Origin of the sequence: Burkholderia perseverans, from assembly GCF_022870505.1 — a bacterium.
Taxonomy (GTDB): domain Bacteria; phylum Pseudomonadota; class Gammaproteobacteria; order Burkholderiales; family Burkholderiaceae; genus Burkholderia; species Burkholderia plantarii.
Genome location: NZ_CP045094.1, coordinates 519,561 through 543,376, shown reverse-complemented (window position 1 = coordinate 543,376; position 23,816 = coordinate 519,561). Strand labels below are relative to the sequence as shown.

General features: G+C 68.1%; 23 protein-coding genes and 1 tRNA gene. 12 read left to right on the top strand and 12 right to left on the bottom strand.

Annotated features, from left to right (window positions below; genetic code table 11):
* Window positions 1-25: 25 nt before the first annotated feature.
* Both BpN12_RS17015 and BpN12_RS17010 read left to right on the top strand, forming a co-directional pair.
* Complete coding sequence (locus tag BpN12_RS17015) at window positions 26-658, top strand: RNA pyrophosphohydrolase (protein ID WP_042623795.1); 633 nt, start codon at window positions 26-28, stop codon at window positions 656-658.
* Window positions 659-739: 81 nt separating this feature from the next.
* The gene (locus BpN12_RS17010) at window positions 740-1,309 is read left to right on the top strand and encodes a CNP1-like family protein (RefSeq protein ID WP_246796670.1); all 570 of its coding nucleotides are present in this window, start codon (window positions 740-742) and stop codon (window positions 1,307-1,309) included.
* A gap of 99 nt (window positions 1,310-1,408) precedes the next feature.
* On the opposite strand, the gene proB is transcribed toward BpN12_RS17010, so the two are convergent.
* The 4 genes from proB to rplU form a co-directional block, all read right to left on the bottom strand.
* Window positions 1,409-2,527 (bottom strand): glutamate 5-kinase, encoded by a 1,119-nt coding sequence (gene proB / locus BpN12_RS17005; protein ID WP_246796669.1) that lies wholly within the window; start codon window positions 2,525-2,527, stop codon window positions 1,409-1,411.
* Between the two features lie 191 nt (window positions 2,528-2,718).
* Window positions 2,719-3,840 carry an Obg family GTPase CgtA gene (gene cgtA / locus BpN12_RS17000; protein ID WP_246796667.1) on the bottom strand — a complete coding sequence of 374 codons (1,122 nt, stop codon included), beginning with the start codon at window positions 3,838-3,840 and terminating at the stop codon, window positions 2,719-2,721.
* A 185-nt stretch (window positions 3,841-4,025) separates the two neighbouring features.
* Window positions 4,026-4,289: a 50S ribosomal protein L27 gene (gene rpmA / locus BpN12_RS16995; protein WP_042623791.1), complete on the bottom strand. Its 264-nt coding sequence runs from the start codon at window positions 4,287-4,289 to the stop codon at window positions 4,026-4,028.
* 24 nt (window positions 4,290-4,313) lie between these two features.
* Window positions 4,314-4,625, bottom strand: coding sequence for a 50S ribosomal protein L21 (gene rplU, locus BpN12_RS16990; RefSeq protein ID WP_004194344.1), 312 nt, complete (start codon window positions 4,623-4,625; stop codon window positions 4,314-4,316).
* A 317-nt stretch (window positions 4,626-4,942) separates the two neighbouring features.
* Between rplU and BpN12_RS16985 the strand changes: the two genes are divergently transcribed.
* The 9 genes from BpN12_RS16985 to BpN12_RS16945 all read left to right on the top strand — a co-directional run bounded on the left by BpN12_RS16985 (window position 4,943) and on the right by BpN12_RS16945 (window position 12,784).
* Window positions 4,943-5,935: a polyprenyl synthetase family protein gene (locus BpN12_RS16985; protein ID WP_246796666.1), complete on the top strand. Its 993-nt coding sequence runs from the start codon at window positions 4,943-4,945 to the stop codon at window positions 5,933-5,935.
* Between the two features lie 30 nt (window positions 5,936-5,965).
* Window positions 5,966-6,042, top strand: a tRNA-Pro gene (locus BpN12_RS16980).
* A 154-nt stretch (window positions 6,043-6,196) separates the two neighbouring features.
* Entirely contained in the window at window positions 6,197-7,492 is a 1,296-nt protein-coding gene (locus tag BpN12_RS16975; RefSeq protein WP_246796665.1) for an HlyC/CorC family transporter, read from the top strand.
* 162 nt (window positions 7,493-7,654) lie between these two features.
* Window positions 7,655-8,890 (top strand): GspE/PulE family protein, encoded by a 1,236-nt coding sequence (locus BpN12_RS16970; protein WP_246796663.1) that lies wholly within the window; start codon window positions 7,655-7,657, stop codon window positions 8,888-8,890.
* Window positions 8,887-10,095 (top strand): type II secretion system F family protein, encoded by a 1,209-nt coding sequence (locus BpN12_RS16965; RefSeq protein WP_246796662.1) that lies wholly within the window; start codon window positions 8,887-8,889, stop codon window positions 10,093-10,095. The genes BpN12_RS16970 and BpN12_RS16965 overlap by 4 nt, the downstream gene beginning before the upstream one ends.
* Before the next feature lie 54 nt (window positions 10,096-10,149).
* Window positions 10,150-11,049 (top strand): prepilin peptidase, encoded by a 900-nt coding sequence (locus BpN12_RS16960; RefSeq protein ID WP_246796661.1) that lies wholly within the window; start codon window positions 10,150-10,152, stop codon window positions 11,047-11,049.
* Between the two features lie 4 nt (window positions 11,050-11,053).
* Window positions 11,054-11,662 (top strand): dephospho-CoA kinase, encoded by a 609-nt coding sequence (coaE, locus tag BpN12_RS16955; RefSeq protein ID WP_246796660.1) that lies wholly within the window; start codon window positions 11,054-11,056, stop codon window positions 11,660-11,662.
* Window positions 11,663-11,810: 148 nt separating this feature from the next.
* A complete protein-coding gene (gene zapD / locus BpN12_RS16950) occupies window positions 11,811-12,566 on the top strand; it encodes a cell division protein ZapD (RefSeq protein WP_042623785.1) in 756 nt (251 codons plus the stop codon).
* An 8-nt stretch (window positions 12,567-12,574) separates the two neighbouring features.
* Window positions 12,575-12,784 (top strand): DNA gyrase inhibitor YacG, encoded by a 210-nt coding sequence (locus BpN12_RS16945; RefSeq protein ID WP_246796659.1) that lies wholly within the window; start codon window positions 12,575-12,577, stop codon window positions 12,782-12,784.
* 28 nt (window positions 12,785-12,812) lie between these two features.
* Here the strand turns inward: BpN12_RS16945 and BpN12_RS16940 are convergent, their stop codons facing one another.
* The 4 genes from BpN12_RS16940 to secA form a co-directional block, all read right to left on the bottom strand.
* Window positions 12,813-13,250 carry an NUDIX domain-containing protein gene (locus tag BpN12_RS16940; RefSeq protein ID WP_246796658.1) on the bottom strand — a complete coding sequence of 146 codons (438 nt, stop codon included), beginning with the start codon at window positions 13,248-13,250 and terminating at the stop codon, window positions 12,813-12,815.
* Window positions 13,247-14,116, bottom strand: a complete 870-nt coding sequence (locus BpN12_RS16935; RefSeq protein ID WP_246796657.1) for an ATP-binding protein — start codon at window positions 14,114-14,116, stop codon at window positions 13,247-13,249. The genes BpN12_RS16940 and BpN12_RS16935 overlap by 4 nt, the downstream gene beginning before the upstream one ends.
* 66 nt (window positions 14,117-14,182) lie before the next feature.
* Window positions 14,183-15,424 (bottom strand): bifunctional glutamate N-acetyltransferase/amino-acid acetyltransferase ArgJ, encoded by a 1,242-nt coding sequence (gene argJ / locus BpN12_RS16930; RefSeq protein ID WP_246796656.1) that lies wholly within the window; start codon window positions 15,422-15,424, stop codon window positions 14,183-14,185.
* A 202-nt stretch (window positions 15,425-15,626) separates the two neighbouring features.
* Complete coding sequence (secA, locus tag BpN12_RS16925; protein WP_246796655.1) at window positions 15,627-18,416, bottom strand: preprotein translocase subunit SecA; 2,790 nt, start codon at window positions 18,414-18,416, stop codon at window positions 15,627-15,629.
* Between the two features lie 367 nt (window positions 18,417-18,783).
* Between secA and BpN12_RS16920 the strand changes: the two genes are divergently transcribed.
* Window positions 18,784-19,293 (top strand): DciA family protein, encoded by a 510-nt coding sequence (locus BpN12_RS16920; protein ID WP_246796654.1) that lies wholly within the window; start codon window positions 18,784-18,786, stop codon window positions 19,291-19,293.
* A 92-nt stretch (window positions 19,294-19,385) separates the two neighbouring features.
* On the opposite strand, the gene lpxC is transcribed toward BpN12_RS16920, so the two are convergent.
* The 4 genes from lpxC to ftsA all read right to left on the bottom strand — a co-directional run bounded on the left by lpxC (window position 19,386) and on the right by ftsA (window position 23,791).
* Window positions 19,386-20,303: a UDP-3-O-acyl-N-acetylglucosamine deacetylase gene (gene lpxC / locus BpN12_RS16915; protein WP_042623778.1), complete on the bottom strand. Its 918-nt coding sequence runs from the start codon at window positions 20,301-20,303 to the stop codon at window positions 19,386-19,388.
* A gap of 276 nt (window positions 20,304-20,579) precedes the next feature.
* On the bottom strand, window positions 20,580-21,086 hold the full coding sequence (locus BpN12_RS16910; protein ID WP_012734556.1) for a peroxiredoxin: 507 nt from the start codon (window positions 21,084-21,086) through the stop codon (window positions 20,580-20,582).
* Between the two features lie 175 nt (window positions 21,087-21,261).
* Complete coding sequence (gene ftsZ, locus BpN12_RS16905) at window positions 21,262-22,455, bottom strand: cell division protein FtsZ (RefSeq protein ID WP_246796653.1); 1,194 nt, start codon at window positions 22,453-22,455, stop codon at window positions 21,262-21,264.
* Between the two features lie 103 nt (window positions 22,456-22,558).
* A complete protein-coding gene (ftsA, locus tag BpN12_RS16900) occupies window positions 22,559-23,791 on the bottom strand; it encodes a cell division protein FtsA (RefSeq protein WP_012734554.1) in 1,233 nt (410 codons plus the stop codon).
* Between the last annotated feature and the right edge of the window lie 25 nt (window positions 23,792-23,816).

Here is a 23,816-nt window from a genome sequence, read left to right as displayed (position 1 = left end):
TTTTAAAGGATTCGAAGGTGGTTGTATGCTGGATCGTGAAGGCTTTCGCCCGAACGTCGGCATCATCCTGCTGAACGCGCGCAATGAGGTGTTTTGGGGCAAACGGCTTCGTGAGCATTCCTGGCAATTCCCGCAAGGGGGCATCAAGTATGGTGAGACCCCGATGCAGGCGATGTTCCGGGAGTTGCACGAGGAAACCGGTCTGCTGCCGGAGCACGTCAAGATCATCGGTCGCACGCGCGACTGGTTGCGTTACGAGGTGCCTGACAAGTTCATCAAGCGCGAGGTCCGCGGGCATTATCGCGGACAGAAGCAGATCTGGTTTCTGCTGCGGATGGTCGGACGCGATTGCGACATTTGCTTGCGCGCGACCGACCACCCGGAGTTCGACGCCTGGCGCTGGAACGAGTACTGGGTGCCGCTCGACGCGGTGATCGAGTTCAAGCGGGATGTCTATCAGTTGGCGTTGACGGAGTTGTCGCGTTTCCTGCGCCGGCCGGCGCAGCGGCCCGACAACAAGATGCGGGTGGCGCGACCGACGCGTTATCCTCGCGTGATCGGCGTCCAGCCGGTCGATCCGTCGCAGATCTGTTCGGAGGTCGAGCCGGGCGCGAGCCCGTTCGACGAAGCACCGGGCGGCTTCCTGTTGCGCGACTGATATCGGGCCGACCGGGTAGGTAAAATCAGGCATGTCCGGGCGCGGCAGCGTTTGCCGCGCCCTTTTTTCGAGGTGTGCAATTTGAAATCGTTCGCTTTTGCCGCGGCGGCGCTTGCCGCGGTTGCCATACTGGCCGGCTGCGCCCATTCGAAGTCGCCCAGCCAGCCGTCCAACAAGGACGACAGCGCGTTCGTCTATCTGCTCGACCGCCAGCCGACCTGGCACGAGAACACCGTCGATACCCTGCCGCCGCTGCCGCAGCCCTCGAACCTGCTGTCGTTCGAGGTCTCGCAGAACTCGCCGCTCAAGTTCTTCGTCGACGAGAAGTCGATCGCCGTCGGCAGCGACGGCATCGTGCGCTACACCTCGGTGATCACGAGCCCGGCCGGCGCGCGCAACGTGATCTACGAAGGGATTCGCTGCGACACCTACGAATGGCGCCAGTACGCGGCGCTGAACGCCGACCACGACGGCTGGGACCGCACCGTCGCGACCGACTGGCAGCGCATCGAGAACGGCAACCTGAACGCGTACCGCGCGGCGCTCTATCAGGATTACTTCTGCGCGAACAAGATGCCCGCCGCGAAGACCGGCACGATCATCGACAACCTGCGCGCCCATCGCACGATCCTGAACCAGCAGGTTCGCTGACGCGACGGCGCCCCGGCGCCTCGCATCGTCAGGAAAACGAAAAGCCCGCGAACGCGGGCTTTTTGTCGTGACGGCGGGTGTTGCGCGCAGCGGGCTACGTCAGATCAGCACCAGATTGTCGCGATGGATCAACTCCGGCTCGAGCATGTAGCCGAGCACGGTCTCGATCTCGCCGCTCGGCTTGCGCTGAATCAGCCGGGTCTCGGCGCTGCTGTAGTTCGTGAGGCCGCGCGCGACCTCGCGTCCCGCGTCGTCCACGCAGGCGATCACCTCGCCGCGCGCGAACACGCCCTGCACCGCGACGATGCCGATCGGCAGCAGGCTCTTGCCGCCGGCCGTCAGCTTCTCGACCGCGCCGGCGTCGATGACGACGTGGCCGCGCACCTGCAGGTGATCGGCCATCCATTGTTTGCGCGCGGCCATCCGCGCGGTGCGGGCGATCAGCTGCGTGCCGATCGCCTCGCCGTGCGCGAGCCGCACCAGCACCTCGGCCTCGCGCCCGCTCGCGATCACGGTGTTCGCACCGCTGTGTGCGGCGCGCTTGGCGGCGAGGATCTTGGTCAGCATGCCGCCGCGGCCCAGGCTCGAACCGGCCCCGCCCGCCATCGCCTCGAGTTCGGGCGCGCCGGCATCGGCTTCGCGCACCAGCGTGGCGGCCGGATCCTTGCGCGGATCGGCGGTGAAGAGGCCGGTCTGGTCGGTCAGGATCACGAGCGCGTCGCCTTCGATCAGGTTCGCGACGAGCGCGCCGAGCGTGTCGTTGTCGCCGAACTTGATTTCGTCGGTGACGACCGTGTCGTTCTCGTTGATGATCGGCACCACGCCGAGGCGCAGCAGCGTGAGCAGCGTCGAGCGCGCGTTCAGGTAGCGTTCGCGGTCGGCCAGGTCGGCGTGCGTGAGCAGGATCTGCGCGGTACGGATGCCGTGCTCGGCGAAGCGGCTCTCGTAGACCTGCGCGAGCCCCATCTGGCCGACCGCGGCCGCGGCCTGCAACTCGTCGATCTCGCGCGGCCGCTTGCTCCAGCCGAGCCGCTGCATGCCCTCGGCGATCGCGCCGGAGCTGACCAGCACGACCTCCTTGCCGGCGGCGCGCAGCGCCGCGATCTGCGCGGCCCAACGGCCGATTGCCGCATGATCGAGCCCGCGCCCGTCATTGGTGACGAGGCTGGAACCCACCTTCACAACCAATCGCTTCGAATCGGCGATGATCGAACGCATCGTGCGCGAACTCCTGTCAGTGCGGCGCGAGGAAATCGGGGCGCGGCGAACGCGAGCGTGCCGCGCCGTATGTCGGACCAGCGCCGGTGCGGGCGCATCGGCGCTGCGACCGGCGCGAGCGCCGGGCCGGATGCCGCGCCGGCCCGCTCAACGGTGAAGCCGCCGGCTCAACCACTGGTCCCGAGGCTGGCTCAGTTGCCGGCCTCGGGCTCCGGCGGCGTCTCGCCGGCACCGGGCGCGGGCGTGTCGCGGAAACGCACGTCGGCTGCCAGGTCCTCGGCCTCGGAAGCACGGTGCGCGTCCGAATGCTCGGCGAGATAATCGTAGACGGCATAAACGAGGTTCTCGCAGCCCTGCCCCGTCAGCGCGGAAATCTCGAACACCGGGCCGTCCCAGCCGAAGCGGCTGACGAAATCGGCGACACGCGCGGCGCGCTCGTCTTCCGGCACCATGTCGAGCTTGTTCAGCACGAGCCAGCGCGGCTTCCGGTACAGCGATTCGTCGTACTTGCGCAGCTCGCCGACGATCGCCGTCGCTTCCGCCACCGGATCGACGCCTTCATCGAACGGCGCCAGATCGACCAGATGCAGCAGCACGCCAGTGCGCTGCAGGTGCCGCAGGAACTGGTGGCCGAGGCCCGCGCCTTCGGCCGCGCCCTCGATCAGGCCCGGGATGTCGGCGATCACGAAGCTCTTGCTCGGCCCGACGCGCACCACGCCGAGATTTGGCGCGAGCGTCGTGAACGGGTAGTCGGCGATCTTCGGCTTCGCGTTCGACACCGACGAGATGAAGGTGGACTTGCCCGCGTTCGGCATGCCGAGCAGGCCGACGTCGGCCAGCACCTTGAGCTCGAGCCGCACCATGCGGCGCTCGCCGGGCTTGCCTTCGGTCTTCTGGCGCGGCGCGCGGTTCGTGCTCGACTTGAAGTGCAGGTTGCCGAGGCCGCCCGCGCCGCCCTGCGCGACGAGCACTTTCTGCTCGTGCTCGGTCAGGTCGGCGATCAGCTCGCCCGTGTCCATGTCGGTGATGATGGTGCCGACCGGCATGCGCAGCGTGATGTCGTCGCCGCCCTTGCCGTAGCAGTCGGAGCCGCGGCCATTCTCGCCGTTGCGCGCCAGGTGCTTCTTCGCGTACCGATAGTCGATCAGCGTGTTGATGTTGCGATCCGCGACCGCGTAGACGCTGCCGCCCCGGCCGCCGTCGCCGCCGTCCGGCCCGCCGAACGGAACGAACTTCTCGCGGCGCATCGACGCGCTGCCATCGCCTCCGTCGCCGGCGATGACCTCGATTCGCGCTTCGTCAATGAACTTCATCCGTCAAGCTCCGCCTGAATTGAACCAATATTGTGCCGCGTGGCGCCGCGCTTGACCAATCGGCCGTTCGGCCGGGTTGCCGCGGCCGGCCCATCGGGCCGACCCGGCGCGCGGCGACGCGCAAAAGAAAAGGCCCCGCGTCGCCGCGGGGCCTTTCCGGCTATGCAGCCCGTGCCTGCGCGAACTTACGCGGCGGCCGGAACGACGATAACCGTGTGCTTCTTCGCTGCGCCCTTCGTGGCGAACTTGACGTGGCCGTCGATCAGCGCGAACAGCGTGTGATCCTTGCCGATGCCGACGTTCTCGCCCGGGTGCATGCGCGTGCCGCGTTGACGGACGATGATGCCGCCGGCATTGATCGCCTGGCCGCCGTACACCTTCACGCCGAGGCGCTTCGACTCGGAGTCGCGGCCGTTGCGGGAAGACCCGCCTGCCTTTTTGTGTGCCATTTGATAGCTCCTTGACCGGTGCGCTTACGCGTTGATCGCGTCGATGCGCAGTTCGGTGTAGTTCTGGCGGTGGCCGCCGTGCTTTTGGTAGTGCTTCCGGCGACGCATCTTGAAGATGGTGACCTTGGCATGACGACCGTGCGACACAACGGTAGCCTTGACGGAAGCCCCACTGACCAGCGGCGTACCGAACTGAATCGATTCGCCTTCGCCCACTGCGAGAACCTGGTCGAGCGTGATTTCTGCGTCAATGTCTGCCGGTATCTGTTCTACTTTCAGTTTTTCGCCGACGGCAACCTTGTACTGCTTGCCACCGGTTTTTATGACCGCGTACATTGCAAACCTCACTCTAGATCTGTTTTCTCCATGCACCGCGCACGGAAAACGCGTGATTATACAGAGAGTTAGCGGGCCGGTCAAAATCTATTGACGAAACATGTTCGCGGGCCAAGCCGCGCGCGATACGACCCCGCCATCGGGCAGGCGGCGCGGGCGATCCGGGCGATTCGCCCCGATCCGCGCCAGGGCCATCCGTGCGCGTGGCGCCGTCCGCGCGCCACGCGCGCCCGGTCAAAACCGCCCATCCGCCAAGCTTCGGCCCGGTGCGGCGTCGAATCGCCTTATAATCCCGCGCACTACCCAATTCCATGATCATGTCGTCCACTGCCTCCCCTTCCCTCAGCGCCGCGCAACTGCTGGCTCCGATCGCCGACGATATGGAGCAGATCAACCGCGTCATCCGGCAGAGCCTGTCGTCCGACGTGCTGCTGATCAACCAGATTGCCGAATACATCATCGGCGCGGGCGGCAAGCGGCTGCGGCCGGCGTTGCTGCTGCTCGTCGCGGGCGCGCTCGGCGACGCGTCGAGCCACCGGCACACGCTGGCGGCCGTCGTCGAGTTCATCCATACGGCCACGCTGCTGCACGACGACGTGGTCGACGAATCGGAGCTGCGCCGCGGCCGCAAGACCGCCAACGCGCTGTTCGGCAATGCGGCCAGCGTGCTGGTCGGCGACTATCTCTATTCGCGCTCGTTCGAGATGATGGTCGGCGTCGGCAAGATGCGCGTGATGGAGATCCTCTCGGAAGCCACCACGATCATCTCCGAGGGCGAGGTGCTGCAGCTGCTGAACATGCATGACGCCGACGTCGACGAGTCGCGCTACATGCAGGTGATCCGCTACAAGACGGCCAAGCTGTTCGAGGCGTCGGCGCGCCTGGGCGCCGTGCTGGCCGGTGCCGACGCGAACATCGAGGCCGCCGCCGCCGAGTACGGCCGCCGCATCGGTACCGCGTTCCAGATCATGGACGACTGGCTCGACTACGCCGGCACCGCCGAATCGATGGGCAAGAATGCCGGCGACGACCTGCGCGAAGGCAAGCCGACGCTGCCGCTGATCCACCTGCTCGAGCACGGCACGCCGGAACAGCGCACGCTCGCGCGCGAGGCAATCGAACAGGGCGGCACCGACCGTTTCGATACGATCTTCGACGCGATCACGCGTTCGGGCGCACTCGATCACACGCTCGAATGCGCGCGTCAGGAAGCGCAGGCCGCCGCCGATGCAATTTTTTCGTTCCCCTCTTCCATTTTCAAAAACTCGCTGCTAGAATTATGTTCTTACTCGATGACACGAAAGTCTTGAACGAGACGGAAGTGGCAGAAGAGTCCAAATCGGGGTGTAGCTTAGCCTGGTAGAGCGCTACGTTCGGGACGTAGAGGCCGGAGGTTCGAATCCTCTCACCCCGACCAGATTTGTAAAAACCGCGCACACGTTGCGCGGTTTTTTTTTGTTTCGGCAGAGGTCCACCAGCCGCAAGCGCCCGACGCACGGGCGTGTGCCGGCTGCGTCACCACCCTCTGCTATAGTCATCCTCATTGCCGACCCTCACCGATCCCGATCCGCGTGGACCACATTCCCTTATGGGCGCAAATCTGCGCCGTCTTCGTCCTGCTTCTCTGCTCCAGCTTCTTCTCCATCTCTGAAACGGCCATGATGGCGCTCAACCGCCATCGGCTCAAGCTGCTCGCGAGCAAGAACGCGCTCGGCGCGAAAACCACGCAGCGGCTGCTGGCGCGCACCGACCAGTTGCTCAGCGTGATCCTGATCGGCAACAACCTGTTCAACACGATCATCCCGGTGCTGACCACCTCGATCGCGCTGCGCACGTTCGGCCATGACAACCTGGTGCTGTCGATCGCCACCGGGATCGTCGCGTTCCTGATCATCGTGTTCGCCGAAATCACGCCGAAGATCGTCGGCGCGACCTACCCCGAGCGCATCGCGCTGCCGGCCAGCCTCGTGATCGCGCCGCTGATGCGCGCGATGAAGCCGGTGGTGTGGTTCGTGAACCAGCTTGCGAACGGCATCCTGGGCCTGCTGCGCATCAACACGAAGGGCGCGCGCGACCAGCGGCTCTCGCCCGAGGAGCTGCGCTCGATCGTGCTCGAATCGGGCAGCTTCATGCCGACCAAGCACCGCAGCATCCTGCTGAACCTGTTCGATCTCGAGAACATCACCGTCGACGACGTGATGATTCCGCGCCGCCAGATCGAATCGCTGAACTTCGACGCGCCGCTCGACGAGATCCTGCACCAGCTCGAGACCTGCTATCACAACCGGCTGATCGTCTACCAGGGCGACATCGACCGCGTGCTCGGCGTGCTGCACGTTCGCAAGACGCTGACCGCGCTGCACAACCAGGAGTTCGACCGCGACACGCTGCGCGGGCTGCTCGCCGAGCCGTACTACGTGCCGTCCGGCACCGCCGTGTTCCAGCAGCTCCAGTATTTCCAGGAGAGCCGCCAGCGCACCGCGCTGATCGTCAACGAATACGGCGAGCTCGAAGGGCTCGTCACGCCCGAGGACATCATCGAGGAGCTGATCGGCGAGTTCACGACCTCGACGCCGCGCAGCGGCGGCTCGCGCGGTGGCTGGAACGCGAACGGCGAATGCATCGTCGCCGGCAGCATGCCGCTGCGCGAGCTGAACCGCTGGCTGAACCTGAGCCTGCCGACCACCGGGCCGAAGACGCTCAACGGGCTCATCCTCGAAGTGCTCGAGGAAATCCCCGACGGCGACGTCTGCATGAAGATCGGCGACGTGATGCTCGAAGTCATGCGCAGCGACGACCAGGCCGTGCGCACCGTCAAGCTGTTCAAGCCGCGCGCGCCGCGCGGCGTGCGCGGGCTGCTGCGCTGACGCCACGGCTGGCGTCGAGCTTCGCATCCGACGTTCGACGCCGGCCGCTTCCCGCCTCCGCCCCGACCTCGCGCGTTGGCCGTTCGGCCGACTGCCGGCCGCCGCGCGCCGGCGCGATGATCACCGCATCGTGATCAACAGGCGGCCGCGAGGCCGGTCGAAGTGTCCACGCCTTCCGCACCCTTTTCCCCCGAAGCGGGCCGGCTCGCGTCGCCCGCGCCCGCCGGCGATGCGCCGGTGGTCGCGCTCGTCAACCAGATCCTGAACGAGGCCGCGCGCCGCGACGCCTCCGACATCCACATCGAGGCGGCCGAGCGCGACTGGCGCGTGCGGCTGCGCATCGACGGCGCGCTGCATCCGTTCGCGGCGCCGCCCGCGCATCTGCGCGACGGCGTGATCACGCGCCTGAAGGTGCTGGCGCGGATGGACATCGCCGAGCGCCGCGTCCCGCAGGACGGCCGGCTGCGGATCGCGCTCGGCCGCGGCGTGACGGGCGACTACCGGGTCAGTTCGCTGCCGACGCTGCACGGCGAGAAGCTGGTGCTGCGTCGCCTCGATACGCTGCCGGCCGACCTGTCGCTGCCGGCGCTCGGCTTCGACGCGCGCCAGGCCGAAGCCCTGGAGGCCTCGATCGCCGCGCCGCACGGGCTCGTGCTCGTCACCGGCCCGACCGGCAGCGGCAAGACGGTGACGCTCTACTGCTGCCTGCAACGGCTCAATCTGGCCTCGCGCAATCTCTGCACGATCGAGGACCCGGCCGAACTGCAGCTCGACGGGCTCAACCAGGTCAACGTGCGCGACAAGGCCGGGCTCACGTTCGCGGTCGCGCTGCGCGCGTTCCTGCGACAGGACCCGGACGTGATCATGGTCGGCGAGATCCGCGACGCCGAGACGGCCGACGTCGCGCTCAAGGCCGCGCAGACCGGCCACCTCGTGCTCTCGACGCTGCACACCAACGATGCGCCGGGCGCGATCGCGCGCCTGCTCGACATCGGCGTGGCGCCGTACCACGTCGCGTCCGCGCTGCGCGTCGTCACCGCGCAGCGGCTCGTCAGGCGGCTTTGCGCCGCGTGCCGGCGGCCATCGTCCGCGCCGGCCGCGCGCCTTGCCGCCGGCGGGCTCGATCCCGCCGCGCTCGGCGCCGGCTGGCGTCCGTTCACCGCCGTCGGCTGCGAGGCGTGCCACGGCATCGGCTATCGCGGCCGGACGGGCGTGCATCAGGTGATGACGGTGTCGGACGCGCTGCGCGAGCGGATCGTCGGCCGCGCCGGCAGCCTCGCGCTCGCGCGGCAGGCGCGCGAGGACGGCATGCGCGCGCTGCGCGACGCGGCGCTCGAACGCGTGTACGACGGCACGACGAGCCTCGACGAGGCGCTCGCGATCACGGACGTCGCATGAGCGCGCCGCCCGCCGCCGACCGACGGTTCCGCTGGGCCGGGCTCGCGCGGGACGGCGCGCAGCGGCGCGGCACGCTGATCGCCGCCGATTCGGCCGCGGCGCGCCGGGCGTTGCGCCGGCGCGGCATCACGGTGCTGGCGCTCGACGGCGGCGGGCCGGCCCGCGCCCCGGCCGCCCGCGTGCGCGACGTCACGCGCTTCACGCATCAGCTGGGCGGCCTGCTGCGGGCCGGCCTGCCGCTCGCGCCGGCGCTCGAACTGCTGGCCGACGCGGGCGGCCGGCGCGACGTGCCGCGCATCGCCGCCGGGCTGGCCCGCGCGATCGGCGCGGGGCGGCAACTGTCGGAGGCGATGCGCCAGTATCCACGGCAATTCGATCCGATGTTCCGGCAACTGGTGGCGGTCGGCGAAGCATCGGGCGCGCTTGCGCCGCTGCTCGCGCGCGTCGCCGAGGATCGCGAACGCGGCGCCGCGCAGCGCGCCCGGGTGCGGTCCGCGCTGGCCTATCCGCTCGCGGTACTGGCCTTCTCGCTCGCGATCAGCGCGGCGCTGCTGGTGTGGGTCGTGCCGACCTTCGCGCAGATCTTCGACGGCTTCGGCGCGAGGCTGCCGGCGCCGACGCGCTTCGTGCTCGCGCTGTCCGGCACGGCCGCGCGAGCCGGGCCGCCCGTGGCGATCGCGGCGGCCGTCGCCGGCGTGGCGCTGGCGGCGCTGTTGCGCCGCTCGCCCGCGCTGCGCCTCGCCGCTGCGCGCGCGACGCTGCGGCTGCCGCTGGTCGGCCCGCTGCTGCGCACGCTGGCCGCCGCGCGCTGGAGCCGCACGCTCGGCACGCTGCTGTGCGCGGGCACGCCGCTCGCCGACGCGTTCGATTCGCTCGCGCAGGCCACCGGCAACCCGGTGTTCGATCGCGCGACGGCCACGATCGCCGCCCGGCTGCTGCGCGGCGAGCGGCTCGCGCAGGCGATGCGCGCGGCCGGCTGCTTTCCTGACGAGGTGGTGCAGCCGGTGGCGGTGGCCGAGGAATCGGGCACGCTCGACGCGATGCTGGTCGATATCGCGACGCTCTGCGAGCGCCAGGTCGACGAGCGGATCGGCCTGCTGACGAGCCTCTGCGAACCGCTCGTGGTGATCGTGCTCGGCGCGCTGGTGGGCGGGCTCGTGGTCGCGATGTACCTGCCGATCGTTCAGCTCGGCAACGTGGTGTAGGATCGCTCCCGGTTGCCGCGCTTCGCTTTCGCCCTCTTTTCCCGTCCGGTTTCGATGATCTCGTCTTTCGCCCTGCCTGATCCGTCGCTCGCGTTCGCCGCGTTCGCGGCGTTGCCGCCCGCCGTCCGCTACCTGTTCGCGACCGTGATCGGGCTCGTGGTCGGCAGCTTCCTGAACGTGGTGGGGCACCGGCTGCCGGTGATGATGCAGCGCGCCTGGCAAGCGGAACTCGCCGAAGCGACCGGCGGCGACCCGACGCCCGACGACGGGCTGCCGGCGCGCTACGACCTGTCGGTGCCGCGCAGCGCGTGCCCGCACTGTGGCCACGTGCTGCGCGCCTGGGAAAACGTGCCGGTGTTCAGCTATCTGGCGCTGCGCGGCCGCTGCAGCCAGTGCCGCGCGCCGATCGGCCTCCGCTATCCGCTCGTCGAACTCGTCTCGGGCGCGCTCGCGGTCGCCTCGCTCGCGGTGTTCGGCCCGCTGCCGGCCGCGCTCGCCGCGTTCGGCCTCTGCGCAATGCTGGTCGCGATGAGCCTGATCGACATCAAGACCGGCTACCTGCCCGATTCGATGACGCTGCCGCTGCTGTGGGCGGGCCTCGTCGTCAATCTGTGGGGCAGCTTCGTCGATCTGCGCGAGGCCGTGATCGGCGCGATCGCCGGCTATCTGTTCCTCTGGTGCGTGTTCTGGCTGTTCAAGTGGCTGCGCGGCATCGAGGGCATCGGCTACGGCGACCTGAAGCTGCTCGCCGCGCTCGGCGCCTGGCTCGGCTGGATCGCGCTGCCGCAGGTCGTGCTGATCGCGGCGCTGAGCGGCGCGGTGGTGGGGCTCGCCGCAATGTGGCGCGGCCGGATGCGCTTCGAGGAGCCGCTGCCGTTCGGGCCGTTTCTCGCGCTCGGCGGCATCGCGACGCTGCTCTACGGCACGCCGTTCTATCTGGCGATCGGGGGCTGATCCCATGCTTTCGATCGGCTTGACGGGCGGCATCGGCAGCGGCAAGACCACCATCGCGAACCGCTTCGGCGAGCGCGGCGCGAGCCTCGTCGATACCGACGCGATCGCGCATCGCGTGACCGCGCCGGGCGGCGCGGCGATGCCGGCGATCGCGACGCAGTTCGGCGCCGCGTTCGTGGCCGTCGACGGCTCGCTCGACCGCGCGCGGATGCGCGAACTCGTGTTCGCCGACAACGACGCGCGGCGCCGGCTCGAGGCGATCACGCATCCGCTGATCCGCGCGGAAACCGAGCGCGAGGCCTCGCTCGCGCGCGGTGCCTACCTGATCTTCGTGGTGCCGCTGCTGGTCGAATCGGGCACTTGGCGCGCGCGCGTCGATCGCGTGCTGGTGGTGGACTGCGAGGTCGAGACGCAGATCGCCCGCGTCATGCGGCGCAACGGCTTCGCCCGCGAGCAGGTGGAGGCGATCGTCGCGCGGCAGGCCACGCGCGCGGCGCGGCTGGCCGCCGCCGACGACGTGATCGTCAACGAGGCCGCGCCCGACGCGGCGCTCGAGGCCCGCATCGACGCGCTGCACGCACGCTATCTCGCGCTCGCCGCATCGAAGTCCTGAAGATCGGCCGGCCCGGCCCGCCGCCGCGCCGAGCAAGCCGCGCGCCCGGCCGCCGGCGGCAGAAAAGGCGCGATTGCGACGCCTGAGCGTGGGCATTAGAATGTTCGGCAATTCCGGTCCTTTGTCCCAACGCCCGAGGCGAGCGCGCTTGATCCTTTACGAGTATCCGTTCAACGAACGCATCCGCACGTTGCTGCGCCTCGAAGATTTGTTCGAGCGCCTGACGTTCTTTCTGGCGCAGGAAGACCCGAGGGAGCATCACGTCGCGTTGACGACGCTGTTCGAGATCGCGGAAGTCGCGGGCCGGGCCGACCTGAAATCGGATCTGATGAAGGAACTGGAACGCCAGCGGCAGACGCTTGCACCGTTTCGCGGCAATCCGGGCATCGAGCAGAACGCGCTCGAGGCCGTGCTCGGCGAGATCGAGCAGACGCTCGGCCACCTCGGGCAGATGCAGGGCAAGACCGGCCAGCACCTGACCGACAACGAATGGCTTGGCAGCATCCGCAGCCGCGCGGTGATTCCGGGCGGCACCTGCAAGTTCGACCTGCCGTCCTACTACGCGTGGCAGCAGTGGCCCGCCGAGCAGCGGCGCCAGGACATCACGAAATGGGCGATGCCGCTGCTGCCGCTGCGCGACGCGGCCACCATCGTGCTGCGCCTCGCGCGCGAATCGGGCCAGGCCTCGAAGGTGATGGCGATGCAGGGCAGCTACCAGCAGATGCTGTCCGGGCGCACCTACCAGCTGATGCAGGTGCGCGTGCCGCCCGAACTCCACGTGATCCCCGAAGCAAGCGCCAACAAGTACATGCTGTGGGTGCGCTTCACCGCCCAGGACGGCGACGTGCGGCCCCGCGCGGTCGATATCGACGTGCCGTTCCAGCTGACGCTCTGTAATCTCTGAATATCGCCGTGACTCTCGTCGTCAAATGCCCGGCTTGCACGAAGGACGTGCCCTGGACGCCGGAAAGCCTGTTTCGCCCGTTCTGCTCGGCCCGCTGCAAGCAGATGGATCTGGGCGCCTGGGCCGCCGAGCGCTATCGGATCGGCGGCACCGACGACGAACCGTCGGACGATGCCGCGGACGGCCTGCCGGAAGGCCGCTCGGGCCGCCACGACTGACGCTTGCCGTTTCCCGATCGACGGAAAGCTATGCCTGCGCTTCGCGCGCGAGCAGGTCGAGCACGGGCAGCGCGGCCGGCAGCAGCGGCGCGACGTCGACCGGCAGCGACTGCCAGACGAACGCCTGCCCCTCGCGGCTATGCGGCTCACCGTCCCAACCCGTGACCTTGCAGAAGAACAGCCGCACGTAAGCGTGCGGGTAGTCGTGTTCGAGCGTATGCCAGCGCTGGCAGGCCGTGACCGAGATCCCGAGCTCCTCGTGCAGTTCGCGCGCGAGCGCCGCCTCCACGCTCTCGCCCGCCTCGAGCTTGCCGCCCGGGAACTCCCAGTAACCTTCATAGGGCTTGCCGGCCGGCCGCTGCGCGAGCAGGTAGCGGCCGTCGGGCTGCACCAGCACGCCGACCGCGACCTCGGTGACCTTGCGCGACGCGGCGCCGCCCGCGCCGGCGTCGGCGGCCGCGCTCATGCCGGCTCCTGGCGGCCGGAGCGGTCGCGCGCGAACTGCCAGGCCACGCGCCCCGAGCGCGAGCCGCGTTCGAGGGCCCAGACCAGTGCGTCGCTGCGCGCCGCCTCGACCTGCGCGTCGTCGCAGCCGAAATGGCGCAGCCAGTGCGCGACGATCGTCAGGTAGTCATCCTGCTTGAACGGATAGAAGCTGACCCACAGGCCGAAGCGCTCGGACAGCGAGATCTTCTCCTCGACCACCTCGCCCGGGTGGATTTCGCCGTCCGGCAGGTGCTTGTACGACTCGTTGTCGCTCATGTACTCGGGCAGCAGGTGCCGGCGATTCGAGGTCGCGTAGATCAGCACGTTGTCCGACTGCGCCGAAATCGAGCCGTCGAGCGCGACCTTCAGCGCCTTGTAGCCCGACTCGCCGTCCTCGAACGAGAGGTCGTCGCAGAACACGATGAAGCGCTCGGGGCGCGCCGAGATCAGTTCGACGATATCGCCGAGGTCGTGCAGGTCGTCCTTGTCCACCTCGATCAGCCGCAGCCCCTCGGCCGCGTAGGCGTTCAGGCAGGCCTTGATCAGCGACGACTTGCCGGTGCCGCGCGCGCCCGTCAGCAGCACGTTGTTGGCGGGCCGCTTTTGTACGAACTGGCGCGTGTTCTGTTCGATCAGCGCCTTCTGGCGGTCGATGTTCTGGAGGTCGGCGAGTGCAATCTGCGACACTGCCGGCACCGCCTGCAGATAACCGCGGCCCTGGCGCTTGCGCCAGCGGAACGCGTTCGCCGCGCGCCAGTCGACGTCGGCCGGTGCCGGCGGCAGCAGCGCTTCGAAGCGGCCGATCAGCGCTTCGGCGCGGTCGAGAAACTGTTCGAGCTTGTCCATCTGGGAATCCGGTAATTCGATGATCGTGGCGGCGCGAGCGCGCCGCCGCTTGGGTGCGCGGCCGGCTTACGAGCGGTAGTCGGCGTTGATGCTCACGTATTCGTGCGACAGGTCGCAGGTCCAGATCGTCGCGCTCGCGTCGCCGCGGCCGAGCAGCACGCGGATCGTGATCTCGCTCTGCTTCATCACGCGCTGGCCGTCGGCTTCCTGGTAGTCGGGGTTGCGCCCGCCCGCCTTCGCGACCAGCACGTCGTCGAGATAGAGGTCGATCCTGCCGACCTCGAGATCGGCGACGCCGGCGTAGCCGATCGCCGCGAGAATCCGGCCCAGGTTCGGGTCGGACGCGTAGAACGCGGTCTTCACGAGCGGCGAATGGCCGATCGCGTAGGCGATCTGCCGGCATTCGGCCACGTCGCGGCCGCCCTCGACCTGCACCGTCATGAACTTCGTGGCGCCCTCGCCGTCACGCACGATCAGCTGCGAGAGCGTCTGCGCGACATCGGTCACGGCCTCGCGCAGCGCCGCGTAGGCGGGCGAGTCGGTGGACGTGACGGCCGGCAAGCTCGACTTGCCCGAGGCGATCAGGATGAACGAGTCGTTGGTCGAGGTATCGCCGTCGATCGTGATGCAGTTGAACGAGCGGTTCGCAACGTCCTTCACGAGCTGGTCGAGCACCGGCTGGGCGACGGCCGCGTCGAACGCGAGGAAGCCGAGCATGGTCGCCATGTTCGGCTTGATCATGCCGGCGCCCTTGCTGATGCCGGTCAGCGTGACGGTGTGGCCGTCGATCGTCACCTGCCGCGAGGCCGCCTTCGGCAGCGTGTCGGTGGTCATGATCGCCTGCGCGGCGTCGTACCAGTTGGCGGCCGCGCGATTCGCGAGCGCGGCGGGCAGGCCGGCTTTCAGGCGGTCGACGGGCAGCGGTTCGAGGATCACGCCGGTCGAGAACGGCAGCACCTGCGACGGCGCGAAGCCGGTCAGGCGCGCGAGTTCGGCGCAGGTCTCGCGGGTCGCGGCGAGGCCCGGCTCGCCGGTGCCGGCGTTCGCGTTGCCGGTGTTCACGACCAGCGCGCGGATCGCCGGCGCGCCGGTGCGCACGCCCGCCAGATGCTCGCGGCAGACGATCACGGGCGCCGCGCAGAAGCGGTTCTCGGTGAACACGCCGGCCACCGTCGCCCCCTCCTCCACGGAGACGACGAGCACGTCCTTGCGGTTCGGCTTGCGGATGTTGGCTTCCGCCCAGCCGAGCGTGACGCCGGCGACGGGATGCAGTTGCGCGGGATCGATCGAGGGGAAATTGACAGCCATGGGGACACCTGCCGAAAGGAAAATGCCGGCGCGGCCGGCATCGATGGATGAGAACGAAGCGGCGGCGCGCATCGATGCGGGCCGCCGCAGATTCATGTCACGTCATGCTGCGCCGGAGTGTGCGACAGCGGCATGACGCATGGCAAGCGCAACGACGGCGCCGGGCGGATGGATCGCATGCCGCCGCGCGCCGCCGCCGGGATCAGCTCAGCTTGCCGTGGCAGTGCTTGTACTTCTTGCCGCTGCCGCACGGGCACGGATCGTTGCGCCCGACGCGCGGCACGTCGCCCGCCGGCTCGCCGGCCGCGCCCGCCGCCATCGCGCTGCCGATCATCTCGGCGGTGGCCACCGTCGCCACCGCGGCGCCGGTCTCGGAGAAGTCGGCATGACGCGTTTCGACGTTCTCGACCAGCTGGCCGCCCGATTCCTCGATCTGCTCGGCGACTTCCTCGAGTTGCTCCGGCGACTGGATCTGCACGTTCATGACGATCCGCGTGACTTCCTGCTTGGTCGCCTCGAGCATCGCCGCGAACAGTTCGAACGCCTCGCGCTTGTACTCCTGCTTCGGATTCTTCTGCGCGTAGCCGCGCAGGTGGATGCCCTGGCGCAGGTGGTCGAGCGCGGCCAGATGCTCGCGCCAGAGGCGGTCGAGCGTCTGCAGCATGATCGAGCGCTCGAACGAGCTGAACGCCTCGCGGCCCACCAGCGCGACCTTCGCCTCGTAGTGCTCGTCGGCGCCCGTGATCACCGCTTCGAGGATTTCGTCGACGTTGATCGACTGCGATTCGTTGACCATTTCCTGGACCGCGAGATCGAGGCCCCAGTCGTTGCGCAGCGCTTCCTCGAGCTCGGGCAGGTCCCATTGCTCCTCGATGCTGCCCTGCGGCACGTACTGGTGGACGATCTCGGTGATCACGCCATGGCGCATCGCGCCGATGGTCTCGGCGATGTCGTTCGCCTCGAGCAGCTCGTTGCGCTGCTGGTAGATCACCTTGCGCTGGTCGTTCGACACGTCGTCGTATTCGAGCAGCTGCTTGCGGATGTCGAAGTTGCGCGCCTCGACCTTGCGCTGCGCCGATTCGATCGAGCGCGTCACGATGCCGGCCTCGATCGCCTCGCCTTCGGGCATCTTCAGGCGGTCCATGATGGCGCGCACGCGGTCGCCGGCGAAGATGCGCAGCAGCGGATCGTCGAGCGACAGGTAGAAGCGCGACGAACCCGGATCGCCCTGGCGGCCCGCACGGCCGCGCAGCTGGTTGTCGATACGGCGCGATTCGTGGCGCTCGGTGCCGATGATGTGCAGCCCGCCCGCGGCCTTCACCTGCTGGTGCAGGGTTTCCCACTCGTCGTGCAGCTGCTGGATGCGCGCGATCTTTTCCTCGGCCGGGATCGCGTCGTCGGCCTCGATGAACGACGCCTGCTTCTCGACGTTGCCGCCGAGCACGATGTCGGTGCCGCGGCCCGCCATGTTGGTGGCGATCGTGATCCGCTTCGGGCGCCCCGCCTCGGCGACGATCGCCGCTTCGCGCGCGTGCTGCTTCGCGTTCAGCACCTCGTGCGGCAGCCCGGCCTGCTTGAGCAGGTGCGAGAGCAGCTCCGAATTCTCGATCGAGGTGGTGCCGACCAGCACCGGCTGGCCGCGCTCGTAGCAGTCGCGGATGTCGCGGATCACCGCGTCGTAGCGCTCCTTCGCGCTCTTGTAGATCTGGTCCTGCTTGTCGATCCGCTTCGGCGGCCGGTTGGTCGGGATCACGACCGTCTCGAGGCCGTAGATCTCGTTGAACTCGTAGGCTTCGGTATCGGCCGTGCCGGTCATGCCCGACAGCTTCGCGTACATCCGGAAGTAGTTCTGGAACGTGATCGAGGCGAGCGTCTGGTTCTCGCTCTGGATCTTCGCGTGTTCCTTCGCCTCGACCGCCTGGTGCAGGCCGTCGGACCAGCGCCGGCCCGCCATCAGGCGCCCTGTGAACTCGTCGACGATCACCACCTCGCCGTTCTGCACCACGTAGTGCTGGTCGAGATGGAACAGCGTGTGGGCGCGCAGCGCCGCATACACGTGGTGCATCAGCGTGATGTTCTGCGGCGCATAGAGGCTCTCGCCCTCGCCGATCAGACCCCACTCGGCGAGCAGCCGCTCGGCCTTCTCGTGGCCCGACTCGGTCAGGAACACCTGGCGCCCCTTCTCGTCGAGCGTGTAGTCGCCCGGCTTCTCGACGCCGGTGCCGTCGGCCTTCTCCTCGCCGATCTGGCGCTCGAGCAGCGGCGGCAGCGCGTTCATGCGCACGTACAGCTCGGTGTGGTCCTCGGCCTGGCCCGAGATGATCAGCGGCGTGCGCGCCTCGTCGATCAGGATCGAATCCACTTCGTCGACGATCGAGAAGTTCAGCGCGCGCTGCACGCGTGCCTCGGTCTCGTAGACCATGTTGTCGCGCAGGTAATCGAAGCCGAACTCGTTGTTGGTGCCGTAGGTGATGTCGGCGCCGTAGGCCTCGTGCTTCTGCTCGTGCTCCATGCCGGACAGGTTGATGCCGACCGACAGCCCGAGGAAGTTGTAGAGACGGCCCATCCATTCGGCGTCGCGCTGCGCGAGGTAGTCATTGACGGTCACGACGTGGACGCCGCGGCCCGACAGTGCGTTCAGGTAGGCGGCCAGCGTCGCGACGAGCGTCTTGCCTTCCCCGGTGCGCATTTCGGCGATCTTGCCGTAATGCAGCACCATGCCCCCGATCAGCTGCGTATCGAAGTGGCGCATCTTCAGCACGCGCCGGCTCGCCTCGCGACAGACCGCGAACGCCTCCGGCAGCAGCTTGTCGAGCGACTCGCCGGCCGCGACGCGCTGGCGGAATTCACCCGTCTTGCCGCGCAACTGGTCGTCCGTCAGCTGCTCGATCTGCGGCTCGAGCGCATTGATCGCCGCGACGGTCTTTTGGTATTGCTTGACGAGCCGCTGATTGCGGCTGCCAAAAATCTTCTGGAGAAAACCGGTTGTCATCGATCGGGTCTGCGTCGCAGCAACGGCCCCGGAGCGGATGACGCCTACCCCGGCGCGCCGAGCCTTGGCGGCTTAGCGTATGAGTGAATTCAAACGAGGAATTTTAGCACGCGCATTTGCCCGCGCCGGTATCGCGCCGGCCCCCGCGTCGCGCCCGGCAAAGGCGCGCCGAATGCGCCGCCGCGACAACCGATATGCGGCCGGAACGGCGCCGCATCAAGGCCGCGCGGGAAATCTCGCGCGGGTGGCCGATCGCCCCCCGTCGATCCGGCCCCGGCCACCCGGCCGTCAGCATGCCTCGCGCAGGTTACAATCCGCCCATCGTCGTCGCCGTAGCTTCCTCCATCCACGAAATCCGCGCCGCTTCATGAATCGCCCGCCGAGGTCCGCCAAGCCGTCCGCCTACGCATCCGCCCGTGCGGCTGGCTACTCGCGCCCGCAGGTGGCGGCCGACGTGCTCAAGCGCACCGACGCGTTCGCCGCGCTGCGCGCCGGCGTCGAGCAGGTTGCCTCGCTGCAGCGCGATCTGCGCGCGCTGCTGCCCGACTATCTCGCCAATCACGTCGAACCCGGCTCGATCAAGGACGGCGGCCTGACGCTGTTCGCGGCGCACAACGCGTTGGCCGCCCGGCTGCGGCAGGTGGCACCGCGCCTCGTGGCCGACCTGCAGGCGCGCGGCTGGCACGTGGCGACGCTGAAGGTGCGGGTACGCCCGCAGGATGCGCCCGAGCCGCTGCGGATCAAGCAGGCGCGCATGACGCCGGCCGGCACCGAGGCGCTGCGCGAGCTGGCCGAGGCGCTGGCGCCGTCGCCGCTGCAGGACGCGCTGGCGCGCATGGCCGAACGGCACGCGAAGAAACCGAAGCCGACCCGCTGAGGATCAGATCTCCCATGCAAAAAAGGCAGCCGGATGGCTGCCTTCTTTCATTGTGCCGGGGGCCGACGCTGGCCGCCCCGCGCAACGCACGCTTACGCGAACGCCGTCTGCGCGTCGAAGCCGAAGCCGCGCGGCGCGGCCTTCAGATCCTCGAACGTGACCATCTCGTAGGCGTCCTCGTGCGCGAGCAGTTCGCGCAACAGTGCGTTGTTGAGACCGTGGCCCGACTTGTAGGCGGTGTACGAGGCAAGCAGCGGATGGCCGACCACGTACAGATCGCCGATCGCGTCGAGCATCTTGTGCTTCACGAACTCGTCGTCGTAGCGCAGGCCGTCGTTGTTGAGGATGCGGTACTCGTCGAGCACGATCGCGTTGTCCATGCTGCCGCCGCGCGCCAGGCCCAGCTCGCGCATCATCTCGACCTCGTGGGCGAAGCCGAAGGTACGCGCGCGCGCGATCTCGCGCACGTAGGACGTATTGGCGAAATCGACCTCGAGCTCCTGGCCCGTCTTGTCGACGGCGGGATGGCGGAAATCGATCGTGAACTTGAGCTTGAAGCCGAAATACGGATCGAGCCGGGCGAACTTGTCGCCGTCGCGGATCTCGACCGGACGCGTCACCTTGATGAAACGCTTCGGCGCGTTCTGCTCCTCGATGCCGGCCGACTGGATCAGGAACACGAACGACGAGGCGCTGCCATCCATGATCGGGATTTCCTCGGCGGTCACGTCGACGTAAAGATTGTCGACGCCGAGGCCGGCGCAGGCCGACATCAGGTGCTCGACCGTCGAGACGCGCGCGCCGTCCTTCTGCAGCACCGACGCGAGGCGCGTGTCGCCGATCGCCATCGCGTTGGCCGGGATTTCGACCGGAGCCGGCAAATCGACGCGCGTGAAGACGATCCCCGTACCCGGCGCGGCCGGGCGAAGCGTCAGTTCGACCTTGCGGCCCGAGTGCAGGCCGATGCCGACCGTCTTCACGATCGATTTGATGGTTCGCTGCTTCAACATGATGTCTTGATTCTTGATTGACGTTATCAATCAGGACTTTTATTCGATAGGCGGGAGTATAGCGCAAATCCGTTGGCGACGTTGGACCGATTGTCGTATCAACTGTTTCTACGCGTTACCCGACGAAGTCTGCGCGTTACCCGGTAAAGCAACATCGGCGTCAAGAAAGACGGGCCGACGTCCGGAATGGAGGCGTTTCCGGATGTCGGCCCATATGTAGCGGCACCTTGTCTCGCCATGACGCGTTGCGGCAGCGCAACGGCCACGGCGGCACGCTCAGCGCGTGAGCGCCGCCAGGATGCTTGCCGCGTCGCTGACTTCGAACTTGCCCGGTGCCTCGACCGCCAGCGTCTTGACCACGCCGTCGTCGACCACCATCGCGTAGCGCTGGGAACGGATCCCCATGCCGCGCGCGGACAAATCCTGCGTAAGTCCCAGTGCCTGAGTCAATGCAGCGCTGCCGTCCGCGATCATGCGCACCTTGCCCGCGGTGTGCAGATCCCGTCCCCAGGCGCCCATCACGAACGCGTCGTTGACGGACACGCACCAGACCTCGTCGACGCCGGCCGCGCGCAGCGGCTCGGCCAGTTCGACATAGCCCGGCACGTGCCTGGCCGAACAGGTCGGCGTGAACGCGCCCGGCAATCCGAAGATCACCACGCGCTTGCCCGCCGTCTGTTCACGCACGCCGAGCGCATTTGGCCCGAGCGTGCAACCCTCGCGCGCTTCGTCGACGAACTCGAAGACTTGTGCGTCGGGCAGCGTATCGCCTGCTTGAATCATGCCTGGTCCTTCATTGCGATGCGGTTGCGGGTTTCGCAACGGAAAACACGGCCCATCCCGCTCCGCCGAAGCGAAGAGGGCAACTTGCCCGGCCCGGCGCCGTCATCGACGCGGCCTGTCAGGGTCCGTTCCACCGTCACGTCGGCCGGCCGCGCGAGCGGCCCGCCTGCCCGTGTCAGTCGGCCTGCTTGCGCAGGAACGCCGGGATGTCGTACGTGTCGACGCCCTTTTCCTGCAGCGCCTGCACGTGCGAGGCCGCCGTTTCACGCGAATTGCGCCAGACGGCCGGCGTGTCGAGCGCGCCGTAGTCCGCCGTGTTCACGTGCGCCGGCGCATAGGTATGGGCCACCGCGCCGACCGGCTGGTTGTCGGTACCGGTGCGCAGCAGCGTCATCGGCGTGGTCTGCTGCTTCTTCGCCGCGCGGCCGAGGCCCGTGGCCACCACCGTCACGCGCAGCGCGTCGCCCATCGCGTCGTCGTAGACGGCGCCGAAGATCACCGTGGCGTCTTCCGCCGCGTAGCTCTTGATGGTGTTCATCACTTCGCGCGTTTCCGACAGGCGCAGCGAACGGCTCGACGTGATGTTGACCAGCACGCCGCGCGCGCCCGACAGATCGACGCCTTCGAGCAGCGGGCTCGCCACGGCCTGCTCGGCCGCGAGACGCGCGCGATCGACGCCGGCCACCGTGGCCGTGCCCATCATCGCCTTGCCCTGCTCGCCCATCACCGTCTTCACGTCTTCGAAGTCGACGTTGACGAGACCGTCGACGTTGATGATTTCGGCAATGCCCGCGACGGCGTTGTTCAGCACGTCATCGGCGCACTGGAAGCACTTGTCCATCTCGGCATCGTCGCCCATCACGTCGAACAGCTTGTCGTTCAGCACGACGATCAGCGAATCGACGTGATCCTCGAGCTGCTGCGCGCCCGCTTCGGCCACGCGCATGCGCTTGCCGCCTTCGAACTCGAACGGCTTGCTGACCACGCCCACCGTCAGGATCCCCATCTCCTTGGCGATCTGCGCGACCACCGGAGCGGCGCCCGTACCGGTGCCGCCGCCCATGCCGGCGGTGATGAACACCATGTGCGCGCCGCGCAGCGAATCGGCGATCCGCTCACGCGCTTCCTCGGCCGCGGCACGGCCCATGTCCGGCTTCGCGCCGGCGCCGAGGCCGGTGCTGCCGAGCTGGATCACGTTCGGCGCGCGCGAGCGCGAGAGCGCCTGCGCGTCGGTGTTCATGACGACGAAATCGACGCCCTGCACGCCGCGGTTGATCATGTGCGCGACCGCGTTGCCGCCCGCGCCGCCGACCCCGATCACCTTGATGATGGTGCCGTTGGTCTCGGTTTCCAGCATTTCGAATTCCATTGTTGCCTCCGTCAAGAAAGATAAAACCACTCGGCCGTTATCCGGCAGGAGATCGGGCAACCCCCTGTCGCGCGCCGGCCGCCGGCACCGGCGCAAAACCCGTTCAGAAATTGCTCAGGAACCAGTCCTTCATCCGCGTGAAGATCTGGCCCGCCGAGCCCGATTGCACTGCGACCTTGCGGCCGCGCATTCGTTGCGCGCTGCCTTCCACGAGCAGCCCCATCGCCGTCGAGTAGCGCGGATTGCGCACCACGTCGGCGAGGCCGCCTGCGTATTCCGGCGCGCCGATGCGCACCGGTTTCAGGAAAATGTCCTCGCCCAGCTCGACCATGCCGGGCATCATCGCAGCCCCGCCGGTGAGCACGACACCGGAACTAAGTAACTCTTCGTAACCCGACTCGCGCACGACTTGTTGCACGAGTGAAAACAGCTCTTCGACGCGCGGCTCGATCACGGCCGCGAGTGCCTGGCGCGACAGCGTGCGCGGGCCGCGCTCGCCGAGCCCCGGCACTTCCACCATCTCGTCCGGATCGGCCAGCGCCTGCTTGGCGATGCCGTGGCTGACCTTGATGTCCTCGGCGTCGGGCGTCGGCGTGCGCAGCGCCATCGCGATGTCGCTCGTGATCTGGTCGCCCGCGATCGGGATAACCGCGGTATGGCGGATCGCGCCTTCCGCGAAGATCGCGATGTCGGTGGTGCCGCCGCCGATATCGACCAGCACCACGCCGAGATCCTTCTCGTCCTCGGTCAGCACCGCCAGCGACGAGGCGAGCGGCTGCAGGATCAGGTCGTTGACCTCGAGCCCGCAGCGGCGCACGCACTTGACGATGTTCTGCGCCGCGCTGACCGCGCCCGTCACGATGTGCACCTTCACCTCGAGGCGGATCCCGCTCATGCCGATCGGCTCGCGCACGTCCTCCTGGCCGTCGATGATGAATTCCTGGGTCAGGATGTGCAGCACCTGCTGGTCGGTCGGGATGTTGATCGCCTTGGCGGTCTCGATCACGCGCGCCACGTCGGTCTGCGTGACCTCCTTCTCCTTGATCGCCACCATCCCGCTCGAATTGAAGCTGCGGATGTGGCTGCCGGCGATCCCCGTGAACACGTTCGTGATCTTGCAGTCGGCCATCAGCTCGGCCTCTTCGAGCGCCCGCTGGATCGACTGCACGGTGGCCTCGATGTTCACCACGACGCCTTTCTTGAGACCTTTCGACTCGCTCTGGCCGAGGCCGATCACCTCGTAGCGGCCCTCGCCCTTCAGCTCGGCCACGACGGCCACGACCTTCGAGGTTCCGATGTCGAGGGCAACCAGCAGATCTTTGTAGTCTTTGCTCATAAGTGCTCTTGCGTGTGATGTCCTG